General features: G+C 51.3%; 20 protein-coding genes. 9 read left to right on the top strand and 11 right to left on the bottom strand.

The genetic code is table 11. The features are described from left to right. Positions 1–28: 28 nt before the first annotated feature. From BMW93_RS14145 to BMW93_RS14130, 4 genes are all read right to left on the bottom strand, one after another. A complete protein-coding gene (locus tag BMW93_RS14145) occupies positions 29–1,267 on the bottom strand; it encodes a hypothetical protein (RefSeq protein WP_090376998.1) in 1,239 nt (412 codons plus the stop codon). Positions 1,268–1,409: 142 nt separating this feature from the next. After that, positions 1,410–2,309 (bottom strand): hypothetical protein, encoded by a 900-nt coding sequence (locus tag BMW93_RS14140; protein ID WP_090376996.1) that lies wholly within the window; start codon positions 2,307–2,309, stop codon positions 1,410–1,412. Positions 2,310–2,320: 11 nt separating this feature from the next. Further along, the gene (locus tag BMW93_RS14135; protein ID WP_090376993.1) at positions 2,321–2,887 is read right to left on the bottom strand and encodes a hypothetical protein; all 567 of its coding nucleotides are present in this window, start codon (positions 2,885–2,887) and stop codon (positions 2,321–2,323) included. Between the two features lie 11 nt (positions 2,888–2,898). Next, the gene (locus BMW93_RS14130) at positions 2,899–3,408 is read right to left on the bottom strand and encodes an RNA polymerase sigma factor (RefSeq protein ID WP_090376990.1); all 510 of its coding nucleotides are present in this window, start codon (positions 3,406–3,408) and stop codon (positions 2,899–2,901) included. Between the two features lie 198 nt (positions 3,409–3,606). Here BMW93_RS14130 and BMW93_RS14125 point away from each other — a divergent pair, with 198 nt between their 5' ends. Next, a complete protein-coding gene (locus tag BMW93_RS14125; protein WP_090376987.1) occupies positions 3,607–4,077 on the top strand; it encodes a hypothetical protein in 471 nt (156 codons plus the stop codon). Between the two features lie 12 nt (positions 4,078–4,089). Here the strand turns inward: BMW93_RS14125 and BMW93_RS14120 are convergent, their stop codons facing one another. Next, positions 4,090–5,646: a glycosyltransferase family 39 protein gene (locus tag BMW93_RS14120; RefSeq protein WP_090376984.1), complete on the bottom strand. Its 1,557-nt coding sequence runs from the start codon at positions 5,644–5,646 to the stop codon at positions 4,090–4,092. Next, positions 5,640–6,821, bottom strand: coding sequence for a hypothetical protein (locus tag BMW93_RS14115; RefSeq protein ID WP_090376982.1), 1,182 nt, complete (start codon positions 6,819–6,821; stop codon positions 5,640–5,642). The genes BMW93_RS14120 and BMW93_RS14115 overlap by 7 nt, the downstream gene beginning before the upstream one ends. Positions 6,822–7,396: 575 nt before the next feature. Here BMW93_RS14115 and BMW93_RS14110 point away from each other — a divergent pair. The 7 genes from BMW93_RS14110 (at position 7,397) to BMW93_RS14085 (ending at position 16,367) form a co-directional block, all read left to right on the top strand. Continuing rightward, entirely contained in the window at positions 7,397–10,675 is a 3,279-nt protein-coding gene (locus tag BMW93_RS14110; protein WP_090376978.1) for a SusC/RagA family TonB-linked outer membrane protein, read from the top strand. 12 nt (positions 10,676–10,687) lie between these two features. Further along, on the top strand, positions 10,688–12,166 hold the full coding sequence (locus BMW93_RS14105) for a SusD/RagB family nutrient-binding outer membrane lipoprotein (RefSeq protein ID WP_090376975.1): 1,479 nt from the start codon (positions 10,688–10,690) through the stop codon (positions 12,164–12,166). Positions 12,167–12,232: 66 nt separating this feature from the next. Next, positions 12,233–13,327, top strand: coding sequence for an alkaline phosphatase family protein (locus tag BMW93_RS14100; RefSeq protein ID WP_177194086.1), 1,095 nt, complete (start codon positions 12,233–12,235; stop codon positions 13,325–13,327). Then, complete coding sequence (locus tag BMW93_RS14095) at positions 13,327–14,286, top strand: metallophosphoesterase (RefSeq protein WP_090376969.1); 960 nt, start codon at positions 13,327–13,329, stop codon at positions 14,284–14,286. Before BMW93_RS14100 ends, BMW93_RS14095 begins: the two co-directional genes overlap by 1 nt. 117 nt (positions 14,287–14,403) lie before the next feature. After that, positions 14,404–14,577, top strand: coding sequence for a hypothetical protein (locus BMW93_RS35435; RefSeq protein ID WP_177194085.1), 174 nt, complete (start codon positions 14,404–14,406; stop codon positions 14,575–14,577). Positions 14,578–14,611: 34 nt separating this feature from the next. Then, complete coding sequence (locus BMW93_RS14090) at positions 14,612–15,151, top strand: GNAT family N-acetyltransferase (RefSeq protein WP_229240431.1); 540 nt, start codon at positions 14,612–14,614, stop codon at positions 15,149–15,151. A gap of 85 nt (positions 15,152–15,236) precedes the next feature. Next, positions 15,237–16,367, top strand: a complete 1,131-nt coding sequence (locus tag BMW93_RS14085) for a metallophosphoesterase (RefSeq protein ID WP_090376962.1) — start codon at positions 15,237–15,239, stop codon at positions 16,365–16,367. 1 nt (position 16,368) lies between these two features. Here the strand turns inward: BMW93_RS14085 and BMW93_RS14080 are convergent, their stop codons facing one another. The 3 genes from BMW93_RS14080 to BMW93_RS14070 form a co-directional block, all read right to left on the bottom strand. Next, the gene (locus tag BMW93_RS14080; RefSeq protein ID WP_090376959.1) at positions 16,369–17,154 is read right to left on the bottom strand and encodes a LytTR family DNA-binding domain-containing protein; all 786 of its coding nucleotides are present in this window, start codon (positions 17,152–17,154) and stop codon (positions 16,369–16,371) included. Between the two features lie 5 nt (positions 17,155–17,159). Further along, positions 17,160–18,269: a sensor histidine kinase gene (locus BMW93_RS14075; RefSeq protein WP_090376956.1), complete on the bottom strand. Its 1,110-nt coding sequence runs from the start codon at positions 18,267–18,269 to the stop codon at positions 17,160–17,162. 126 nt (positions 18,270–18,395) lie between these two features. Then, a complete protein-coding gene (locus tag BMW93_RS14070; protein ID WP_229240430.1) occupies positions 18,396–19,451 on the bottom strand; it encodes a sensor histidine kinase in 1,056 nt (351 codons plus the stop codon). 257 nt (positions 19,452–19,708) lie between these two features. Between BMW93_RS14070 and BMW93_RS14065 the strand changes: the two genes are divergently transcribed. Then, the gene (locus BMW93_RS14065) at positions 19,709–20,977 is read left to right on the top strand and encodes a PepSY domain-containing protein (RefSeq protein WP_090376953.1); all 1,269 of its coding nucleotides are present in this window, start codon (positions 19,709–19,711) and stop codon (positions 20,975–20,977) included. On the opposite strand, the gene BMW93_RS14060 is transcribed toward BMW93_RS14065, so the two are convergent. Beyond that, positions 20,948–21,670, bottom strand: coding sequence for a hypothetical protein (locus BMW93_RS14060; RefSeq protein WP_218147692.1), 723 nt, complete (start codon positions 21,668–21,670; stop codon positions 20,948–20,950). The genes BMW93_RS14065 and BMW93_RS14060 overlap by 30 nt on opposite strands. Positions 21,671–21,845: 175 nt before the next feature. Beyond that, positions 21,846–23,819, bottom strand: a complete 1,974-nt coding sequence (locus tag BMW93_RS14055) for a glycoside hydrolase family 97 protein (RefSeq protein WP_090376950.1) — start codon at positions 23,817–23,819, stop codon at positions 21,846–21,848. Between the last annotated feature and the right edge of the window lie 354 nt (positions 23,820–24,173).

Here is a 24,173-nt window from a genome sequence, read left to right as displayed (position 1 = left end):
AATTCTTAATTATAGTGAGTTGTAGTGCCTAGAAAGCCAGACCCAGCGTGATATTCGTGCGGAATCCGAAATCCGTTTCAGTACTTTTTAAATAATCCTGAAAATTGTAAGAGGTGTTGCAATCGAAATAGCCATGGTTGAATAGCCGTAGCTGAAAGCCAACCAGCGGACCTACATTCACAATATTGTCTTCTCTGCGCAGATCATCTGGTTGAATGTCGCTGTGTTTGCCCTTGTAATAGTAGTATTGCATATTCAATCCTGCATATGCGCCCGACATGCCATTTGTGCTTCTACCTTTCAGCTGCTGTTTTTTTGTGAAAACATAATATCTCGGTTGAACGGAGAATGAGACGATTTTCTCCCTGGAATATACCTGCATGTATTTGCGAAAATAACCCCAGCTCATATTTTCATACCTTATCAGGTTGAAACCATTGTTCATGGCCGCATCGAGTTGAAAATTAAGTGTCAGTGGCCACGCGCCCAGTCGTTGTTCAAATGCGACGCCGGCTTTCAGCCTGTTGAGGTAATAGCCGACCGTCACTTCGGGCAGACGAACCTTCCACTGGTTCCTGACCTGCGCGTCGCAAAGCAGGATATCACACAAAGGGGCCTTGTCGACCCGCTTCCAGTCGCCTAATGCAAAACCAAGACTCGCCTGCGACGAAAAGGACGGGCCGCCGTCATAGCTGCTCTGGTGCACGGCAATGCTGAAATCCATGAATCCGTGATTCAAAAACCGCCGCTGAATGCCGAATTTTAAACCTATTTTAGGATTGTAGTTGTCAGCAGTGCCAGGCAGATTATAGAACACGGCGACATAATTCCCGCTAAAATTATTCGCGCTCAGGCCTTTCTTTATACGCTTTCGCATTCCGACAAACCACCTCAGCTGTGCATCCATGACCGTGTAGGAGACGAGTTCTTTCACTGGGAAATGTAAATCGAAAAATGGCATGTGGCCCGCTAATGCTATCGAAAATGCTGGCAAAAACTTGAATTCATAGCCCAGCTGCAACGAGGTATTATTCAGTATTTTATCGTCCCGTAGCGGAAATGCAATCGCCTGGTAATACTGCGACAGCCCGATTTTGAACATGTGCCGCGTCGGGACTTTTGTCATAAATACATTCTCATATCGGTCCAGAAAGCGCTGTTTGATCAGCGTGTCGCTCTCTTCGGAATATGATATGCTCACGGTATCCTGCGCTTTGGCCGCAGAAATGGCACAAAGCAGCAGGAGCATCAGTACGCCTTTTTGCATTGATTTACAATCGGGATTAGGATGAATTAATGTAAATGTGCTGTCAAAGAGGCGTCGGTATGTTGAGGTTTTGGTTGAGTTGAGTGAGCTGAGGAATGAGGAGGGTTATTTTACTTTCATGACTAATAGTTAAGCACCCGTTTTATTTAATCGTAACCCTTCCGAACTCGGCGTTGATGTCGACGCTGGCGAGCTGGTTGCGGGAAAAAAATGCTTCTTTAAAATCGGCCGTATTGCGCTTCCATTTGAAACCGTTGGGAAGTTTCATGGTGGCATACGCGCCATTGATGGTGTAATCGAAATGCTGCCAGTTCTTTGCCAGAAGCGTTACTTCGGCCTTTTTGGAATGGATTCCCAGGCTGGTGAGGCCCACGGTAGGGAAAATTTCGACGTTACCATATGAGGCGTCGATGCGGATCGCCCCGGCGATCTGTTCGAGACGGACGTTGGTATGGTCGCTTGAAAAAGTAAAGGTACCCGCCAGTTCGGTGCCGGAAAGCACACCGAATGTCGTTTGGAGGGCCCCTTTACCGCTCAATCCAGTCAGGTTTGTTGTACAGAAATCCGCTTTGAGGTTCAGTTGGTTGGTAAGCCCGCGCAGGGTGATCGTGCCGAACGAATTTTTGAGATCCACGGCGCAGGATGGGGGCAAATGGATCGTATAGCGCGCTTTCAGGTTCGAAACGGGCTTGCTTTCACCATCTTTCAATACAATATAATTGCGCAGGAAATAGTCCTTGCCGTTACGGTCGGCGATATACTGCAATTTGGAAAGGTCCTGCGTAGCCGTGGCGCGGTCGGGGTGGCGGGCAGAAAGCTCCATGATCACCGTAATATCGGCATTGTCCCAGGTCACAATCTCGATATCGGCCTTTTCGGCGCTGATGTACAGCGTGCGCACGGTCGGCGCACTCACCGTCTTTTCGATCCTTTTCGTGGCCACCTGCAATTTCCCCTGCGCGTACGCGGGCAGATCCCCGAGCGCCCACGCAAGCAGTGCGAGCAACGGTAGTTTTCGGATATTTTTAAGGTACATTTTCATTGTTCTGGTGCTTAAATCATTTTGGCCATTGCATTCAGAATGTCCGTTTTTTGTCTTTCAATTTCATTAAACTGCCTCAGCAGCTCCGGCTCGGTGTTGTAATCGCCGATCGCCTGCGCCAGCAGGTCCGACGCCGAGCTCAACCGTTCGTATTCCTGCTGCAACGACCGGTACTCGGTGCTGTTGCATACCAGCGTCTCCGTTTCACAATAGGTTTTCAGGACGCGGTACTGCTGGTCGGTCTTCACCTCGCCGTCCATTTGCAGGCGCTCGTCGACGGCTTCCTGCGAGTAGGCAATGCGTTGCGGGCCGCGGGGTAGTATCATCCAGGAAATGCCTGCTGCCAATGCAAGAATGGCTGCCGCGTAACCCCATTTCCAGCGCCGATGCCGCACATTTTTCCGGTCGATCAGTTCCCAGAGCTTATTGTCGGGCTCGTAATCAGGCATTTCGGAAAGCGCCTCGCGCAGCGGTTGCGCCAGCAGGTTTTCGTTGATAGTATTCCAAACCTCGTTGCCCGGTTCGTAGGCGGGGAAGCGGCGGATCGCATTTTGCAGGTTTGTATGATTCTTTTCCATTGGAATCGGTGTCAGTTCGCCGAAAGCATCGCGCGGAGCTTTCTTTTGGCATGAAATAATTGTGATTTCGAAGTACCTTCCGAAATATTGAGCATCACCGCGATTTCCCGGTGCGTGTAGCCCTCGACTTCGGCCAGTACAAAAATGGTCCGGAAACCGTCCGGCAATGATAAGATCGCCGTTTCAAGATGCGCCGCATTGATCTCCGATTCGCCCCAGTCGATCCCTTCGCCCACATAATCGTCCACATTCTGCCATATCACCACCCGTTTCTTCTTCGTCGATTTTCTGACCACGATCTGTTTGACCCACGCACCGAGTGTCGACTCGCCCCGGAACTGGTTCAAATGTTTGAATACTTCCAGAAACGCGTCCTGCAATACATCGTTGGCATCGTCGAAATCACCGGTAATGCGGTAAGCGAGGGTGTACATCGCTTTTTTGTAGCGGTCGTACAGCTGTCGCTGGGCAATGCGGTCATTTAAAAGGCAACCAGTGATTAAATCGGCTTCCGAAGTCATGCGGGGATTTTTAGCGTATTCGTATCAAAGAGGCCGCAAGATGCGGAAATGGTTGTATGGGAGAAGAAAATTTGGACGAAAGTTATTTGCTGACGGCGGATAGTCGCGGCTTTGCAAAGTATTAGATCGGTAAATAAAAACTATTTTGACATTTGATTGAATTGTGCTAAGATTATGGTATTTACAACCTTACCTCTTATGGCGCGATATTTACTCCTCCTGGTTTTGTTCTTTGTGTTCTCCTGCAAAAAGGACAACGATCCCGCTCCTGATCTAACCCGTGACCTTGTTGGCGTTTATCAGACGACGAATTCTCAGGAGATGATTGACAAGATTATCGTGACGATCACGGTTCGTTGGACAATTGATAAACTATCCGAGAAAAAGATTAGGCTGACACACGACGAGGAGACACTTATTGAAGGAGAGGACTGGCAGGATTTCATCGATTCAATACCGCCCAGGAAGGTGATTTTCGACAACATTGAATTGACTGAACCCAACAAATTCCAGGTAAAGCAGAAGATAGAATCGACGATCGACGGCATTCTTCAATCCTCGGATGTCGAAATCAAAGCCGAGCTCGCAGGCAAGCATTTAGACGTGAACATCAAAGAGACATTCGAAGGTGGCAGTTATCAGGGCGATGTGTTGTTGAAAAGGCAGTAGGGTAGTTCGCAGTCATTGCCGCGCATTCCTGAGCCGGTATACAAACCAGTACCTTGCGATCTTCCCGTTGCGCCGCTGCGTTATGGTTCCGGCCTTTTCAAACCGTTCGAATTGTCCTTCATATAGCTCCGCAGGATCGCTGAAATTGTTGGATGGGGAAATGTACCAGGCGTCCGAACCGGCCGCGACCTGGCCGTAAATCCGGTTCAGCCAGGCAAACTGGTGAAGATCTTCCAGCTTCCCGACGCCCACCGTGCGCATCCCGAGCGGGTAAGCGACGTGGTAGTAAATATGCGAGCCCGGAAACCATTTATGCACGACCATCGGCGCATCCGGCGCCATTTTGCCGGCGGCGATGTCGTCGTTGCGCAGCTTCTCGAATGCGGGTAGCAATTGTTCCCAGCCGGTAATGTCCAAGGTAGCGTCGCCCGCGCCCGTATGGGGGGAGGGTTTGGAACTCATGGTGCCGGGGTAGCAGCGGATAAGGAGCGGCCCGGCCGTGAAAACGAACAAGATCAGTCCTGCGGAAGCTAAGAGCAGCTTTTTGGGGAGGTTATGGCGGTTTGGGGAAATAAATTGGTCGGTCCAGGCTGCCCCTAGTAACATGAGCCCCAGGAAACCGGGTCCGCTCCAATGCGGCAGGGTGTCACGAAAAAGCGAAATGAGCGTGGTACAGACGATAATGGGCAAGCTGCACCATAACAACAATGCCGCTGAGGTAGCGTCGACGGCCGTGGCAGTGTGAATGGAAAGTCTCCGCGCTATTGTTTTGCCGGTTAGTATAAATAGGACAATCTGGAATGGATTGGCATACAAAACCTGCCCGATGGTTGTCCTGAAAAAGGATTTGATATTCATGCCGCTGTCGCTCACCGTCACGCGTTCGCTGTGAAACCGCCAGGTAATGAAGTCGTTGCCGATATTCCAGAACAATATCGGAGAGGCCAGTAACACGGTAAGGCCGATAGCCAGGTATAAATAAGGACTTTTGAGCAGCCCGCGGCGATCGGAAACGATAAATCCCAGAAAGCCGAACCATAGAAATACACCATGCACTTTGCTCATCGTTGCAAGGCCGATAAAAAGTCCGGTAAGCAGCAGATACCGGCGAATGTCGGTCAGCGCTGTGGCTTTGATGCAATGCAGCATTGTGTATAATGCGGCCAGCCAGAAGGTGAGCTGTACGGAGTCGGGCAGGATGAAAATGCCGGAAAGAATGCTGGTGTAAACAGAAGAGTTGTAAAGTATGGCAGCGATGAGACCCGTGTTCCGGTTTTTGATGGAGGCTCCCAGCCGCGCTATGAGCCAGGTATTGATGGCCGCCGCGACAATGCCCGGCATGCGCACGAACACCTCGGCATTACAATGCAGGTTGAATGTAAAAAGGCGGATGAAAATCCCGACCAGCGGCGGGTGATCGAAATGATTCCAGTCGGGCAGGACGGCGTAGGTGAAGTAATACACCTCGTCGTTGCCGAGGTTGATCAGGTTGGCGATGAGGAGGCGGATGATCGTAAAAACGACCACCAGCACGGTTACGGGGTGTTTTTGGAGATGTTCTATCACCATGAGAGTCTGCGTCGGCCGTAGCGCTGCGGCCGTTGGCCGGTTATCAAACGTACCACCAGCAGCAGCCACACGCCCAGGATGCACGTGCCTATGCTCCGAAAAAACATCGTCTCATTGAAATCCTCATAAACGGGCATCGGCTGATACCCGTTTTGGGGCGTGAAGAAAACCGGGTTCAAGAATATCTCCGTCCCATTCGCATACTTGAACGTCGCCCGCGCGTAACGTTCTTCGGGCGTAATGCGGTGGCTGATCCGGTCCGTGTGGCGTGCCAGGGCGAGTACTTTGCCGTTCTGACCGGTTAGGGTCACTTCGCTGGCGATGTGCGTCATGAGGGCGGTAATGGTATCGTTTCGTACCGAAAGACTTATCAGCTGCGGGATGGAATCGTGCCTTTGGTTTTCGCCGATGATCACCCCATAACTTTGCCCGGTTTTCAATGCGCGGATTACCTCGCGGGCCGAGTTGTTTCGGACATTCACAAACGTACACCTCGTACCGAGCCGCTTTTTGGAGATCACGTCATGAATATCGTCGTCGCCTACGATAAATACCCGCTTACCGGCTGATAATGCGGCATCCCATTGTGCGGTGGAGGTAACCGACGGGTTCAGTACTTCCATGCAGTCGTAATGCGTGAGCTCGGCGAGGTCTTCGGCCGTATAACCGTTTTTTAGGGCAGGATGGTTGAGTATTACCACATTATTAGGGCCGTTGAGGTGGCTGAGTACGTGCTGTTTGTTATGGGTTGTTTGCGGAAAAAGGTAATCCAGCCATTGCACTTCGTTGCTTCCCAATACGAGCTGGTGCGTTTTTCGGATATTATAACCGTGCTCATAAGCCGACAGATAATTGGCGCTGGTAGAATGGGTAGTGTCAATGTGGTGATAGTTTGACACGCAATGCACGCCGTAATGCAATGCTTTATAAGCATTATGAATGTCGGCTGCCGTTCCGTGACCATTCGTAACGCCTTCCCATGCGTGCGAATGGGCGTGAAAGTTGCATTTGACCCATGCAGTTTTGGCGATCGAGTCGTAGGGGTTGTAAAGAGCGGCCCCCTCGAATGGAATAGGGGCGTTGAACTGGTAGCGGGGGCAGAAGAAGAACTGGGACACCAGCAGCCAGATTACCCAGGAGGAAAACGCGAGCAGTATTATGCGGAGTATCTTCATATGTGCCGCAAAGATGCCCCGTCGGTGTTAAGTCATTATTAGGGGAATGAAAAGTTTTGATTTGTTCTCAAATACTTAACAATGGTCGTCGCTGCCGTGCACGGCGCAGTCCGATATGTCAAGAAGTCTTGCGGCGGGCTCTAAAAGTTAAATATTAATTAACATTAAGATAAATTGTTTCTGGTGGCTTGCAAATATCTTTGTATCGTAAGGCTGAAATATAGAGTATTTGTAAACCTTCAAAGATGTGGTCGAGCACATTTGGCAAAATTTTGAGATAAATATTGCAAAATCCTTTTGGATTGTTTAATTATACTTTACTTTTAGGTTTCAGCCGCAGAATGTTTTGAAGTTAGTGCTAATCTAAGATTGTTTAGTATTTGTTCACAAGCCTGACTGTACATGAAATAACAGCAAACCTTTATTCTTGAACAACGCAGCAAGGATCTGATACCTCGCCGCTTCGGACGTCAGCCGTCAGCTAGTACTGCCCCGCGCACATTTGCAAAAAAGGCCTTTCCGCCTTTCGATGGAACCGTATTGACCTTGAAATACCAGCTAATTAACAATCACTTATGAAAAAAAACATTACGTTTTTAGAACGGAAGCGCCCCGGAGGGTGCTGGTCTGTTGCGCTCTCGCTGTGCCTGGGGCTCTCGGCAATGCTCCCCGGTGAAGCGCATGCCGATGTAACCGCGGCTATGCGGGGAAAAGCCTTTGCCAACGCACATACGTATAAACTTGTACGTTCGACATTTAATGCGGCCGAGAATGAACGTACTATCAGCGGGAAAGTAACCGAAGGCGCCGGAAAGGAAGGGCTCGTGGGTGTGAATATCCTCATCAAAGGCAGCTCGCGCGGGACGGTTACCGATGCGACGGGTAACTATGTTCTGAGGGTTGATAGTGAGAAAGATACACTGGTATTTTCCTTTCTCGGCTTCCTCTCGCAGGAAATGGCCGTGGGGAACAGGACGGTGATTAATGTTGCATTGACAGCCGATCAGCGGCAGCTCAACGAGGTGGTAGTCACGGCGTTGGGTATCAAAAAGGAGAAGAAGGCCGTCGGATATGCGGTGTCGGAGGTGAAAGGTGCTACCATGGTGAAAGCGCGGGAACCGAATGCGATCAGCTCGCTGACGGGTAAAGTAGCGGGCCTCACGATCGCACAGAGCCCCGATTTGCTTTCGAGCCCGCAGGTGACGCTGCGCGGCCGGGACAGGGTGTTGTATGTGGTAGACGGCGTACCGATGAACACCGATTCGTGGAACCTCAGCCCGGATGATATCGAGACCTATTCGGTACTGAAAGGCGCGAGTGCGGCGGCATTGTACGGTAACCGCGGCCAGAACGGGGCGATTATCATCACCACCAAAAAGGGCAGCGGCTCGAAAAAAGGCTTCACAGTCGATTTCAATTCCAGTACGCAATTGCAAACGGGTTTTAATGCAATCCCAAAATATCAGTCGGAATATGGCCCCGGCAGCGATTATGAATATGCATTCAAGGACGGTCGCGGCGGCGGGATCAACGACAACGACTACAATATCTGGGGCCCGCGTTTCGAAGGGCAGCCCATTACCCAGTACAATAGTCCCAAAGACCCGCAAACCGGCGAACTGGTGCCCATTCCGTGGCTCGCGAGAGGCAAGAACAACCTCACCAACTTCCTCCGCAACGGCTTGCTGAGCACCAATAACCTGGCCATTTCCAGCAAAAACGATTTCGGCGATTTCCGCCTCTCGCTTTCGCAGACATTCCAGCGCGGCCAGATGCCGAATACCAAGCTCGGCGGCACCAATGTGAACATTTCGGGAGGGATCAATGCGGGTAAAAAAATGCGTTTCGACGCGAGTATCAACTACAACCGTCAGTACTCGCCCAACTACCCGACGCTCGATTACGGCCCTGCAAGCCCGATCTACATATTTACCGTGTGGGGCGGTGTGGATTACGATGTGAACGATCTGCGCAACTATTGGCAGCCGGGCAAGGAAGGCGCACAGCAGTTCAACCGCGAATATACCATTTACGATAACCCGTGGATGACCGCCTACGAAGCATTGAAAACCTATTACAAAAACGATGTTTACGGCTTCGCGCAGATGAATTACAAGATCAGCGACAAGCTGACCTTCAATGCCCGCACCAATGTGAGTACCTGGAACCGCAACCGCAGCACGCGCGCCCCGATCTCGTCTAACCTGTACAACTTTGGCTTCCCGAACCAGGCGGGCGGCTATTCCGAAACGTATGATACATTCTTTGAAAACAACACCGAAAGTTCATTGAAGTACGAAAACCGTTTCGGCCCCGATTTCGGATTGAATGCCTCGCTTTACGGTAACCTCCGTTCGGTCAAAGTGACGTCGCTTACGGGTAAGACCACCAAAGGGCTGCTCGTGCCGGGTGTATACGATCTTTCGAACTCGGTACAGCCTTCCACTTCGACCAACGACTATGCAAAACGCTGGGTAGGAAGTGTGTACGGTTTTGTGGATATGGATTACAAAGATTTCCTCTTCCTGAGCCTTACCGGCCGGGTCGACCGTTCGAGCACGATGCCGAAGAAGAACAATACCTATTTCTATCCCTCTGCTTCGTTGAGCGCAGTGCTTTCGGAGGTGATCGATTTGCCGCAGGCTGTCTCGTTCGCGAAGCTGCGCGGTTCTTACGCCAACGTAGCGAGCGATTTTGTGGATGAGAACTTCCAATACGACATTTACAAACTGCTCCCGACCTACACGAGCTCCGCACCCTGGAACAACTCCTACACCGGCGTGAGCTACACGGGCACACTTTACAGTGATAATCTCGAAGCGGCGCGTGTGAAAACACTCGAACTTGGTTTGGAAATGCGTTTCCTGCACAACCGGTTAGGCTTTGACGCGGCGGTGTTCCGCAATGTCGAAGGGCCTGGCATCGTGAGCGTGCCTACGTCCGTGACCTCGGGTGTGTCGGGCGTGCAGCGCAATGCGTTCACGTATGTACGCAAGGGAATCGAGCTGGGAATCGACGGAACGGCTGTGAAAAATGCGAACCTCACCTGGAACGTGTCGGCCAACTGGTCGGTGAACCACAAATGGCTCGACAAGATCGACGGCGTGCAGCAGCGCGACGGCAATATCCACGTCGGCGAACGGGCGGATGCCTATTATATCAAGGATTTCCAGCGCGACGAAACCGGCAGCATTATCGTAGGCTCCAACGGGATGCCGGCTTACAATCCGTACAATTCCAGGATCGGCTATTACGACAACAACTTCACCGCGGGAATCAATAACACCTTCACGCACAAGTCGTTCACGTTGAGCTTCCAGGTGGATGGGCGCTTTGGTGGAAAGGTTAATAACTATATGTATACCAAGCAGTTCGGTAGCGGAACGGCACCGGAATCGGCGAATGAATACCGCCTGAAAGACTGGCAGAACCGGGATAACTCGGATTATAAAGGCTCGGTAATGACCACCGGAAAACGCATCGTAAAAGGCCAGCTGAATACCGATCAGGATGGTAATGTGATCTCGGATACCCGCGAATTTGCGGCGAACGACGTGCCGGTACTTTGGCAGGCATGGGCGACGAACTACTATCAATCGAATTACATCGCTGCCAAGAACCGCACTTACGTAAAGCTCCGCGAAGTTGTGCTAACCTACAATTTCCCCGCGAAACTGCTTTCGAAAACCCGTTTCGCATCAGCCGCCAGCCTCTCGCTCGTGGGACGTAACCTGCTGTATTTTACGGGAAAATATACCAAAAACATCGACCTCGACCAGTTTACAGGCACGATCACGAGCTTCCAGACGCCGTCTGTGAAGAGTTTCGGGGCCAATTTGAATGTGACTTTCTAACCGGAATTACCAATGAAAAAGATCAGATACATGATATTATCGCTGGCGCTCGGCCTGGGAAGCTGCCAGGACATCGACACCCTGCAAAAGGACCCCGGCGCGATCACCAACCCGTCCGCGGACCTCATCCTCACGGGCATTCTCACCAACGCATGGGACGCGCCTTGGAGCACGGACCACCGTCATAACCAGTTCATGACGCAGAATGAGGCCTATTACGACGGTCAGGCCTACGGCTGGACTACCGGTTCGTACGACACTTACTACAACTCGCTCCGCAATGTGAGCCGGATGGAAATCGAAGCGGCCAAAACCGGCGACGTAGGCACGCATTACCTTACGCTCGCGAAGTTTTTCAAAGCGTATTTTTACAGCCGCGCTACCGAAATGTTCGGCGACGTGCCGATGTCGGAGGCGATCAAAGGCGTAAGCGACGAGGTTTTCAAGCCTAAATATGACAGCCAGAAGGACATTTACATCCAGGTTTTGAAATGGTTGGACGAAGCCAATGCAGAAATGCCTGCATTGATCGCGAAAAAACCGGCGATTTCGGGCGATTACCTCTACGGCGGCGACCTCGTGAAATGGCAGAAGCTCATCAACTCGTACCGCCTGCGCGTGCTGATCAGCCTTAGCAAACGTGCCGACGACACGCCCGACCTGAACGTAAAACAGCAGTTCGCGGCGATTGTGAACGATCCTGCCAAATACCCGCTCATTACGACGAATGCGGACAATTTCCAGGTGGTTTACAACACCGTCAACACTTACCCGCTTTGGCCGAGCAATGGGGTTGTGGTGAAAAACGATAAGCGCAACACCCTGGGCGCCACTTTTGTAAATATCGCCAAAGCCACCCGCGATCCACGGCTACTCGTGGTTGCATTGCCCGCCGATGCATTGAAGGGTAATGCCGACCAATACCTGCGCTACGGCGGCGGGAAAACCGGCGACCTGCAATCGACATTGCTGGAAGATGCAGGAAAAGGGTTACTTTCGATGATCAATTTCGATTATTGGGAAGCGTCGGCCGCCGGCGTGCCTGCGATTCAGCTCGGTGCGCATGAGGTCAATTTCAGCATTGCGGAGGCCATTAACCGTGGCTGGCTCACGGGCAATGGAGCAGATTATTACAACAAGGGTGTTACGGAGTCGATGAAGTTTTACAACATCGGCCAAACGGAAATCGACAAGTTCCTTGCTGCTAACCCTTATCCGGGCAATACCGAAAAAGGTTTGCAGAAAATACTCGAACAGAAGTATATGGCATTCTTTGAAAACTCGGGTCGCCAGGCATTCTACAACTACCGTCGCACGGGCATTCCGGCATTCGACATCGGGCTATCCAATGCGAATAACAACCAGATCCCCGTCCGCTGGGCCTATCCGACCGCGGAATACACGACGAACGAGGTGAATGTAAAGGCCTCGCTTAAAACGCAGTTTAATGGTGCGGACACGCAGAATGGCGTAATGTGGTTGATTAAATAGATTTTTCGTTCTCCCGGGGTAATGCTCCGGGAGCTTTTTACTTTTCCGGCTCTTAACCTTAACATCATGAAAACCTTTGTACTTACCTCGATACTGGCGGCCTTATCCACCGCTCTGAGCATTGTGGCAGTGGCCCAAACCAAAACCCAAAATGTAGTCATGATCTCCGTCGACGGCTGTCGCTGGCAGGAAATCTTCCGCGGCGCGGATTCGGTTTTGTTTTATACCAAAAAATACCGCCAGCAGGACTCGGCAGCGATGAGCACGAAATACTGGGGCAAAACCGTCGCCGAACGCCGCAACAAGCTGATGCCGTTCTTTTGGAATACTATTGTTAAACAGGGGCAACTTTATGGTAACCGCGATTTGGGCAACCTGATGAATGTGCGGAACAAATACTGGTTTTCCTACCCCGGCCGGAGCGAAACGCTTTGCGGCTATTACGACGAGAAAATCAACAGCAACGATTACCCCAACAACCCGAACGAGAATGTGCTCGAATTCTTCAACAAACAAAAGGGGTTCGAAGGTAAAGTGGTGACGTTCGCTTCCTGGGACGCGCTTTCGCGCATTCTCAACCGCGACCGTAACGGCATGCTCGTCAACATTCCCGGTGAAAAAGTGAAGGCGGGTAAACTTACCGAAGCCCAGAAACTGGCCAACGAGCTGCAAAATTACCTGCCCGAATATTTTGGAAAAACCGTCCGATTCGACGCCCATACGTACGCGCTCACGCGATCATACATAGAGGCGAACCACCCGCGCGTGGTGCATATCGACTTCGCGGATATGGACGAATTCGGTCACCACGGCCAGTACGACTCCTTCCTCGACGGTGCGCATTACGTGGACGCGATGGTCGAGAGCCTCTGGACATACATGCAGGCCGATCCGTTTTACAAAGACAAAACGACCATTATCGTTTACCCCGATCACGGTCGCGGCCTCGGCGACCGCTGGACCAGCCACGGTACCTCCGCACCCGGCTCCAACGAAACCTGGATGGCGATCATCGGCCCGGACACTCCGGCAAGCGGCGAAATGAAAAGCCAGTCGCAGCTGTATCAGGACCAGTTCGCGCAGACGGTTGCGCAGTTAATGGGATTCAAATTCACGGCAAACCATCCCATAGGCGAACCGGTTAAAACTGTTTTTAAATAATGCAGCGAAGAGATTTTTTCAAAAATCTGGGGGTAGCGGCGGGAAGCGTCGCTATTTACCAGAACTCGTATTCGATCCCCGCCACGGGTGCCGGCCGTGCACAGAAGATCCGTTTCGGCATGATTACCGACCTGCATCATTTGCAATTCGGGCAGGAGGAAGTGAGGAGGCTGGGCGGGTTTATGGATGATGTAGTTAAAACGAACCCGGACTTTATCATTCAATGCGGTGACTTTTGTCGGCATACCCGCTCCGAAGGCATTATGGCGCAATGGAACCGTTTTAAAGGCCCGAAATACCATGTGCTCGGCAACCACGATATGGACTATTGCAGCAAGGAAACCATCATGGAATTTTGGGGTATGCCGAAGCGGTATTATTCGTTTGATCAGGGCGGCTTCCATTTCGTGATCATGGACCGCAACTTCCTGAAAGAAGACGACGGCCGCCTCACGCATTACGACACTTCCAACTGGGGCAAACTCCCGTCGCCCAAGCGCAGCTTCACCGACCAGGAACAGCTCGACTGGCTGCGAACCGACCTGCTTCAAGCCCGGTTCCCGGTGGTCGTATTCATGCACCAGCCCGTTTACCTGACTGATTTTTATGATGAAATCGGCAATGCGGACGAAATTTTGAAAATTTTCGATGAGGTAAATTTCAAAGCATCCCAAAGCGGAAGCGCGGCAAAAGTAGTGACGGTATTCATGGGCCACGACCACGACGACCGCTACGGCCAGCGCAACGGCGTCCATTATTTCATCGTTAACAGCGCCACGTACGTCTACACCAAAGGCGGGGCCTACTACTACAAAGACCCACTCTACGCATTCGTAACACTCGACACCACCGGTAAAATGACCCTCGAAGGCCGCAGCACCATTTACGCCCCCGCGGCCGCGGAAAACGTAACATCGAGGTTCCCGACGCGGATTAGCGATCATGAGGTCAGGTTGTAAGGGATTGTTACCGTTTATTCATTTATGCCGGGAGTTTGGTAAGTATGCGTTTTTCGGGTGAATGTTTTTGGTGTTGAATGTCTTATTTTTGAATATTCAATAACAAACGCTGTCACGATGAAGTACACAGGTAACACAATATCGAAACCAGTGGTGGGAAAAGAAGCAAAAGCGTTGGTGAAAGCTGTAAAGTCAGGCGGCTATATCGCAAATGAACAGGGCATCGCCACTGCAAAAAGAATTGCTGAACAGATTGTTAAGAGAGAAACCGATGCCGGAGACAAGATTTGAAGGAGTAGACTTTTCCACTTTTAACGTGGTAGAAATGAACCCTGACTTAGAGGAACTAGGTCAGGGTTTTAAATGCGTCAGAAATGACTTTGCTACCTATATTAAAGGAAGGAAGATCCGACTTGAATGCAAATCCCTCACCAGCAAATGCTGGGTTATCGAGCATGAAAATAAAATCGCCGGTTATATCACATTGATGGCAGACAAGTTGACAACCGATTATCCGCTGCTTAAAGATGAAGGGGTAGGATATAACACCTTTCCGGCGATAAAAATAGGATGGCTTGCCGCCGACAAGCGGGCGAAAGGAGCCGGGCGCAGGCTATTGGAGTGGGCTTTGGACTATGTAACAACGAATTTGGTCAACCGAGTAGGAGCGCGTTTTGTAACAGTCGATGCCCTTTACGATGCCGATACAGGTTATGATATTGCCGGATATTATGCGAGGTTCGGCTTCAAATTTGTTGATCCCTTCGAAGCAACACCACCAACATGTAATTTCAGAACTATGTATTTTGATATCAAAATGATAGTCCAAGAGCTGCAAGCATTGCGACACGCACAGTCTAATTAATGCAAATTTTACAGTTCCAAGCTCCTTTTTTGCTAGCTTGCCATCAGTAAGATACCAAAAGGCTGATAAATGGCAGCCAACCGTAATGAAATCAGATTTTTTCAAGAAATTCTCCAAACCCGTTTTCAAAAGAGACGTTCCCGACGATAGCTTCAAGTACCTGCCTGCTCCGGAACCGTCCGGGAAATATCCTTATCATTTAGACCTCGAAGCCATTGATCCGGTGCCGGATCAGCACAAGCTCGCATTCCATATGGTGGGCGATACGGGGAGCATTCGAACGCCGGATTTTCAGAAACTGGTCGTGGGAGAGATGGTGAAGCAGTTTGAAGCAGCCGAGAAAACCGGCTACGAGCCGCAGTTTCTCTTTCACCTGGGCGATGTGGTGTACAACCACGGCGAAGCGAGCCAATACCAACGGCAGTTTTTTGAACCCTACCAAAAATATCCCGGCCCGATTTTCGCGATACCGGGCAACCACGATAGCGACATTAACCCCGACAGCCCCGTGCGTTACAACAGCCTGGACGCATTCAAGGCTGTTTTTTGTGATACCGAACGCCGTACGGTTTCTTTCAGCGGTAATGCGGCGCGCAAAAGTATGGTGCAGCCCAATGTGTACTGGACGCTCCTCACGCCGCTCGCGAATATGATCGGCTTGTATTCCAATGTGACAAAATTTGGGGCGGTGACCGACGAGCAGCGAAAATGGCTGATCAACGAGCTCAAAAGGGCCGATAGCGAACGTCCAGAAAAAGCCGTGATCCTTTGCCTGCACCATTCGCCCTATTCGGCCGATATTAACCACGGGTCGAGTATGCCGATGATCGAGTTGCTGGAAGGCGTTTTTGAAGAAACCGGCATTTATCCCGATATCGTTTTCAGCGGCCACGTACATAATTATCAGCGTTTCGGCCGGCATTATGGCCACAATGGGCGCGTGTTGCCATTTATAGTGGCCGGTAGCGGCGGTTACGACGAGCTCCACCCGGTGGCTTACACGAACGATTACCGCTTCGACAGCAATTTGCCCGAGTTTGAAGGAATCAACCTCGAACACAGCTGCGATACCAAACATGGCTTCCTGAAAGTGCTTCTCGAAAGGACTTCGGGCGGCATTACGATTACGGTGGAATTCTACACGCTCCCGCACGAGCGACGCGTGGAGGCAGGTGTGAACGCAGCGCTGGAAGACCGGCTAGTGCTGAAAATTTGACCTATTTACCCATCCAAACCTTAAAATCGCCTACTTTTTCCCTGCTCACGAGCGCTTCTTTGTTATGCGCGGGGCGCAATGTAAGTGCGAGGCGGTTGCCGAAATAGGGGTCGATTTTGCCGACTGAGCGGTGGGTGACCATCATGCCGCGGTTGATCCTGAAAAACCGCGCTGGATCGAGGGACTCGGCGAGTTCGTCGAGGGTGTAGTCAACGAGCATTTTCTGGTTCGAATCGGTCATGAAAAAGCTGTATCGGTCGTCGGTGAAGAAGTAGGCGATCTCGCTGACTTCTATCGAAAGCATTTTTTGCCCTTGCTTCACTAAAAAACGTTGGCGATACTCGACCGAAGATGCTTTTTTGAAATCTTCGAGCAATTTCCGGATACCGGCCAGGGATTGGTCACCCGCAGGTTGCACCTTCATTTTTTCGTATTTCTGCAATGCCCGTTGGAGGTCGTCGCGGTGCACCGGTTTCAGGAGGTAATCGATGCTGTTGTGTTTGAATGCCTGCAATGCGTATTCGTCGTAGGAAGTAGTGAAGATGATCGCGCTCGACACTTCGATACGGTTGAAGATTTCGAAGCTCTGGCCATCGGATAATTCAATATCGAGGAAAATCAGGTCCGGGTCGGCTTTACCGGCGGCGCGGTTTTCAAGTACCCATTCGACCGTTTGCTCGATACTGTCGGTGACACCTGCAATTTGCAGCGACGGTGCTACTTCTCCGATCATTTTTTTGAGGCGGCGGACCGACAAATCTTCATCTTCAACGATAAGCGCATTCATGCTTTTCAGGAAATCAATGGTAAGGTTACTGTAAAAAACTCGTGGTTACTTTCGATCAACGGCTCGGGCAGGCCCGGGCGGTACTCGCTCAAAAGCTGGTATTTGGTGATGATATTGATCAGCCCTACGTGGGTGGATTCGATGTTCTCGGCACCGGCGGTCAGGTTTTTCTTCTGCAAATTATTGCGTACCATCAGTTGCCCGTCCACTGTACTTAATATAAAAATCGTGAGCGGCCTGCTGGCTCGTATCACATTGTGTTTCACTGCGTTTTCAACCAATAGTTGCAATGTCAACGGCGGAATGCGGCTGTCCAGGAAGCTTTCTTCCACATGAATGTATAGCTTCATACCGTCGCCGTAACGCGTTTTCAACAGGTGTCCGTATGATTCTATGAACGACAATTCTTTTTTTAACGTCGTTAACTGCCCGAAATCGCCCTGATCAACCGACGAATGGTTCGTTTGCAAAAGGTACCGGTACACGCGCGCCATTTCGTCCACAAACTGTTCGGCTTTCTCCGGGTCTTCACCGATCAACGCGGAAAGGGAGTTTAATGTATTGAATAAAAAATGCGGGCTGACCTGCGCTTTCAGGCTTTCGAGCTGGCCATTGACATTCTCTTTCATCAAGCGTTCGGTGTTGATCTCGTGCTGCCGCCAGCGCGCCAGCGCGTCGAATGTCTCCCAAAGGCCGGTAAACAGCACAATAGCCGACAGATTTACAACATAAACAATCACCAATGTATGAACGGTCAGTGTGGAGCCGAAGAGCCTTTGATCGATATAAACCCAGGCCGTCAGCAGTACGAAACAGCCGGATACCAAAGCAAGCGCGGAAATGGTCAACGCGACACGGATAAGCGTTTTCTGTAACTCGCCATAATGCGTTGTAATGTAGCGAGTCACGCGCGATTGTGCGTAACAGGCGCTCGCGAGAATGACGGCATTCAGCAAGGTCGCTCCCAGGAAAAGGATCAGGTCGCCGAATGCATGTACGCCGACTGTTATATAATTGAAAAACAGCAGGAACACCAACGCAGCTACGGCGTAAGCGGGCGTGCTTGCCGAAGGGATTTTGTCCGGAAGTTTTTCAAATAATGCTCTTTTCTTCATGGTTAGGCAGCCGCGTGTTCCGTGCGGGCAGCGGCAATTTCATTGCGACTATTTCCAAAATTAGGGTAATGTGCGAAACGGCAAGCGCCGAAGTTGCACCAACTGTATTTTTATTGGCATGAATTGTCATTGCACTGGAACCTGGGCGGGCATTGCGTCGGGCAGGAGCGGGATGGTCACGGAGAAAATATCGTTGTTTTCCTGAATGGTCAATTTCCGGGGAGTAAATGTGAGCAGCTTGGCCGAAAGTCCCCGCAGGCCCGTTCCGGTAGCGCCGAGGGTGCGGTGGCGCATTTGAACATTGTTGGTAACCCGGATGGCCCGGTCGTCGGTAAGGGCGATCGTTACGATAAGCGGGCGGGTGGCCGATAATACATTGTACTGCACCGCATTGTCGACCAGTATCTGCAACATCAGCGGCGGGATCGTCAGCTCGGGCGGGCAGCGATCGGGGAGGTGCACGACGAGCGCATCGTGGTAACGCACTTTCAGCAATCGTACGTACACTTCCAGGAAACTGAGCTCGGATTGGAGCGGTACCAGTTCGGTGCGGCCGCCTTGCAGCATATACCGGTAAATGCGCGCAAGGTCTTCCACAAAATCCTCGGCCTGTTCGGGATCGGGGCCAATGAGCGAGGAAAGGGTATTGAGACTATTGAATAAAAAATGCGGATTAACCTGGCCTTTCAATGCATCGAACTCCACTTCCAGCGACTGCCGGGCCAGTTTCTCGTCGTCGGCCTGATCGTTTTTCCATTGCTGCAATGCGTAGAACAAACCGAGCAATGCACAAATGAATGCGTCGCATAGCAACCCCACCAGCACCATCGGCCCGATTTTCGACCAGCTGAAATCCACATCGAGACCGGGCACGAGGCTGTACATCCAGCTGTCGAACAGCATCAGTACGATCGTAGCCGCCGCCAGTTTCCAGAGCATTTTCAGCATCTGTCGGGTAATGTGCCCCTCTGCCGAACTGCCTGCGGTTTTGCGGATCACGACCGTCAGTATAACCACCGAAAACCAATAGAGCACCGACGCGAGTGCCGTGGCAACAAGGAACGTGGGCAAATGCAGAAAGTATTGTTCGCCCAGCAAATAGTAGTTGCCCAGCGCGAAGCAGACGGGCATCATCGCGAGATGGTACCACCATTCATACTTTGAAAAAAAGGCGGGCTTCATGGTTTGGCGTCGGGTAATGGGCTGAACAGCGTGCAAAATTAAAAGAAATAGGAAAGCGGTGGGCAATACGGTTTTGCCAGCTAGTTTCCGGTAGCCGGCAATTCCCTATTTTTATTTTGAATGAAAATAATCAGCATTGCGCGGTTTAATAATTTGTAATTAAACTAAATAGGGTTTTTCTTTGCTGCAAAAGCGTTCAGATACGTTTTTGAGCAAATCAAGCGCCTTTTTGGCGGCTATCAAACCCAAACTGATTCATGTCTCAGAAAAAGACAGCCCTTGGCAAGCTTATCGGAACGTTACACCTCTGGCTGGGGCTGGCGTCCGGGATTGTGATCATCGTCATCGGTCTCACCGGCGCCACTTACGTGTTTACAGATGAGATCAAACCGTTGGTTTACCAGGATCGTCTTTTTATTCAACCTGAAAATAAACCCAAACTGCCGTTGAGCCAATTGCAGGCCGCCGCACAAAAAGCGGTAGGAGAAAAGCGGCCCGTTACGCGGGTTGAAATATCCTCTCAACCCGACCGGACGTACATTTTCAGGGCTTTGAAGGTGGATAAGGAGGGTTTTTCGCATTGGGATTACTACAAATATTACATGCGGTCGTACGTGAACCCGTACACCGGCGAGGTAGTGAAACTCGAAGATTCGAGAAACGAGTTTTTTACGCTCGTGCTCGGGTTGCACATGCGGATGTTGTTTGGCGAAAAGATTGGCCATACGGTGGTCAGTTACTCGGTACTGGCCTTTGTATTGATCCTTATTTCCGGGCTGGTACTTTGGTGGCCGACCAAATGGAATAAGTCGGGCACGGATAAGAGCTTCAAAATCAAATGGAATGCCAAATTGAAACGCGTGAACTACGACCTGCACAATGTGCTGGGCTTCTATGCGTGCGCACTCTTGTTCATGAGCGCGGTTACCGGGCTGGTATGGGCGTTCGACTGGTTTGAAAAAGGGGTTAAAACAGTCGCCGACGGCGGAAAGCTGGCCGATGTACCTGCCGTTTTCTCCGATACGACGCAGAGCAGGGACGTGAAGGCCGTCGATCGCGTATTTGCCACCTTGCGAGCCGACCAACCCAATGCATATGGCTACCTGATCAACTTCCCGGTGGCTGGCAAATTGCCCATCAATGCGACCACTTATCTGACCGGAAGCAACCGCTACGACCGTATTCAGGGTCAATACGACCAGTTTAGCGGCACGAAACTGCGTTCGCGTTCTTTCGTAGAACTGACCAATGGAGAGAAAGCCTACGCCATGAATTTCGACCTGCACGTAGGCGCCTGGGCGGGTTTGCCGAGCAAGATACTCACTTTCTTTGCGGGGCTCATCTGCGCCAGTCTGCCCATTACCGGTTTTGTGATCTGGTGGGGACGCAGGAAAAAAGGGGGAAAGGGAAAACAGGGAGAAAAGAGTGGGAATGGAGTGGCTCTGCCCCGGAAGACGAGCGTTTCCGTGAAGGCAAAGCCTGTTTACGCATCCATATCATCCCGCCTGTCCGAGGAAGAAAAATAAGCCGATTACAGCCGAAGAAAATATCAGCCAGCCCCAGAACAGTCTCGCGGGCGGCATGCTTCCGTGTGCGAGTACCCGTACGCCCAGGGGCAGGAGCGCAATGCAAAGGCAAGCCGTAGCGATCACCGACATTACGGTTCCGCCCTTCAACACCCCGATCATCAGCGCAGACATCATGGCCAGTGCCACGACCTGAAACGGCCGCAATGTGCCCGAAATCCAGGCTCCCACCGCCAACACTGCCCAGCCGAACAAGATAGCGCCGGAAAGCGTCGAAACGATGTGAAATGCACCGTACGATTGCGCTACCACTTCCGTGGCTTTCGGCAGGGTCAGGATATTGACGAGCTGGAATGCCAGGTGGTTGATCCCCGAATGGAAAGTCCGCGCAAAAAGCCCGAATAGTACCAGACTGCCGCCCCATACCGCCCACACAGGCTTTGTGCGCCCGATGAGGTTTGCGAGAGTGATAATGGCCGGCCAGAGCAGCATATTACCGGCCAGGAACAGGCTATAAGCGGTGAACATCAATGTAGGATGGCTCTGATACGCCCTCAGTTGCTCCGGAAAGAAAAAATCGAACCGGAATTTCAACAACTCGCCCGCGAGCAGCAAAACGGGCGCCAGCATAAGCGAAATACCGCCTAGCCAGCGCCCGGGAAATGGTAATTGATCTTCTTCAAAAGTGTTCATGGCTAATGTTTTTTACAAAGCTATGTAATGTTAGGTACTATGCATTACATACTACATGATTGGTGCTATAAATGTGTGTACGGCAGGACAAGGCACTGCCGACAAAACAAAGCAACCGCATCCCGTCAGTTTTGCCAAATATTGTAGATCAGCAACAGAAATAGTAGATAACCGCTCACTGCCGCCGTAGCCGTACCAAATACCCGCCGCCCGGTGCCATACGGATTTTCAAATTATCTCCTGGGGTGAGCAGCGCTTCGGAAAGGCGGTAATCGGCGGGGTAGCGATCGGCGTTGACCCCGTCCTCACAGATGGTAGCCTGGTAATTGCCCGCGGGGAGGAAATCCAGTGGAATGGCGAGTTCTCGGGCTGTCGAGTCATTCAATGCACCGATGTACCATTCGGTGCCCTTTTTTCGGGCTGTGACGACATAATCGCCCAGACGCGCGTCGAGGATGCGGGTCGTGTCCCAGACGGTCGGTATACTGCCGAGCAGCTCCATGAATGCAGGTTCGTTCATGCCCTGCGAGGGATTACCGGCGAAAAACTGGATCGGGCTTTCATATACGAGGAACATGGCCAGTTGCTGCGTCCGTGTAGTAAGCGACATCACGTTCTCGGGCATCGCGTGGAAGCCTTTGGGTGTCGCGTTGTTGAGCATTCCCGGCTCGTAATCGAGCGGGCCGCCGAGCATGCGGATGAATGCGAGCAGCACATTATGCTCCGGCGTCGCTTTGGCGCTCCACATATTGTATTCCGATCCCAGCACCGCCTCGCGTGCGATCGCGTGCGGGAACGTGCGGTTGAATCCGGCGGGTTTGAATGCCCCGTGAAACATGAGCATGATCTTATGCCGGGCGCAGGCTTCCGCTATTTTGTAAAAGAACTGCACCGCTTTCTGGTCGTCGCGGTTGATGAAATCGGTCATTATGAAGTCCACGCCCCATTTGCTGAACTGTTCCAGGGCCGGTTCGAGCTGCTTGTCGAGGGTAAGCGCGAGCGTCCACATACTCACGCCCACGCCTTTGCTTTTGGCATAGGCCATGATTTCGTCCATATCGATGTCCGGGTTGATTTTGAACAGATCATTGTTGTCGCTCCAACCGGCGTCCATCATAATGCGTTCGAAACCAAATCGTTTGGCAAAATCGATGTAGTATTTGTAGGTGGCGGTATTGATGCCGCTTTTGAAAGGCACATTGAAAATATTGGAAGTAATGATCCACTCGTCCGTTGCCTTGCCGGGCCTCACCCATGATATATCCGCCACGCGCGACGGGCTCGCGAGCCTGTAAACCAGGTCGTTACCGGGTAAGTCCTTGTCCTCCGGCGCGATGATCAGCACCCGCCACGGAAATGCCCGCGTCCCTTTGGTTTTTGCGAGAAAATCGGCCCGTTTGGACACGTAGCGCGTGGAGTAGAGCTCTTTCGTTTCCGTTTCTTCGGCCGGGTAGGGGGCGAAATGTCCGAACAGCGCCTTTTCCGCATTGCCGCTGAGGAACATGCCGGGATAGTCTTCGAGGTCCGATTCGGTAATGCCGATTTTAGGCGAATCTTTCGGTGCAACGAGCACCGGGGAGAAGAGCAGATTCTTCGAATGAATGTGTTCCAGCGGCTTGATCGTGTACGGTTCTTCGAAGCTCGTATGGTAAATGTCCATGTTCGACGGCGGGGCCACTTCCGGGAAATACACCGGATGGTTGGCCGGAAAACGGAATGCTGCCGTTTCGGAGCGAACGGTCATGTCGCCGGGGAGCAAAGTGGCAATGCGATAGGCAACCCCATCATCGTACACCCTGAAAATGACGGCGAATCCATTGCGCAGGGTGATTTTGAGTTCCTTGTAGCGGTCGGGAATGCGGATGCGCTTCTCGGGTACCGGCGAAATAATAGTTTCGTTAACACTCCTTTCCGCGAATTGCGGCCTGGAAAGCCCATTCGAAAGTTTCTTGCCATCGCTGAGCGCCATGTCGATTTCCGACGGCGAGAGGATCAGCCGGTTTTTGAAATAGACACTGTACCGGAGCTGGTCATTCATATAAGCCACGAGCCGTATGGTGCCGTCGGGCGAGGAAATCTCACGCGTAGCCTGTGCACGAACACAGGTGAATAAAAGCGACAGAAAATGGAGGAGTAGCAGTTTTTTCATCGACTGTGATTGGGGTTGGGCAATTGCAATGTACGCGATTAATGCGCCCGACGAAAGTTTAGAAAGACTAAAAATCGTAGCTAAGGCATTTGAACCGTGTAATAATAATTGCTACAAGTAACTGTTTAAGTACTTATTGTAACCGATACGTAAAAATGAAAACCGGTTAATCCCACGCTCCAATTATTTTCGTATTAATCATTGATGGAGAGTTAGTTTTCTCTCTGCCCGTCCGGACGCATTCGATTTTTTAGGGAGATATAATTAATATAACTTAAATCTTAGGTGAAATTGTCTCCGCCCAACTACTTCTACGGTCGATGAATCGGCCGTGTCGTTATTTCTTACGATCGG

The organism is Dyadobacter sp. SG02, from assembly GCF_900109045.1.
Classification (GTDB): Bacteria; Bacteroidota; Bacteroidia; order Cytophagales; family Spirosomataceae; genus Dyadobacter.
The sequence above is the reverse complement of the archived record's forward strand: the minus strand, read 5'-3'. Positions and strand labels throughout refer to the sequence as shown.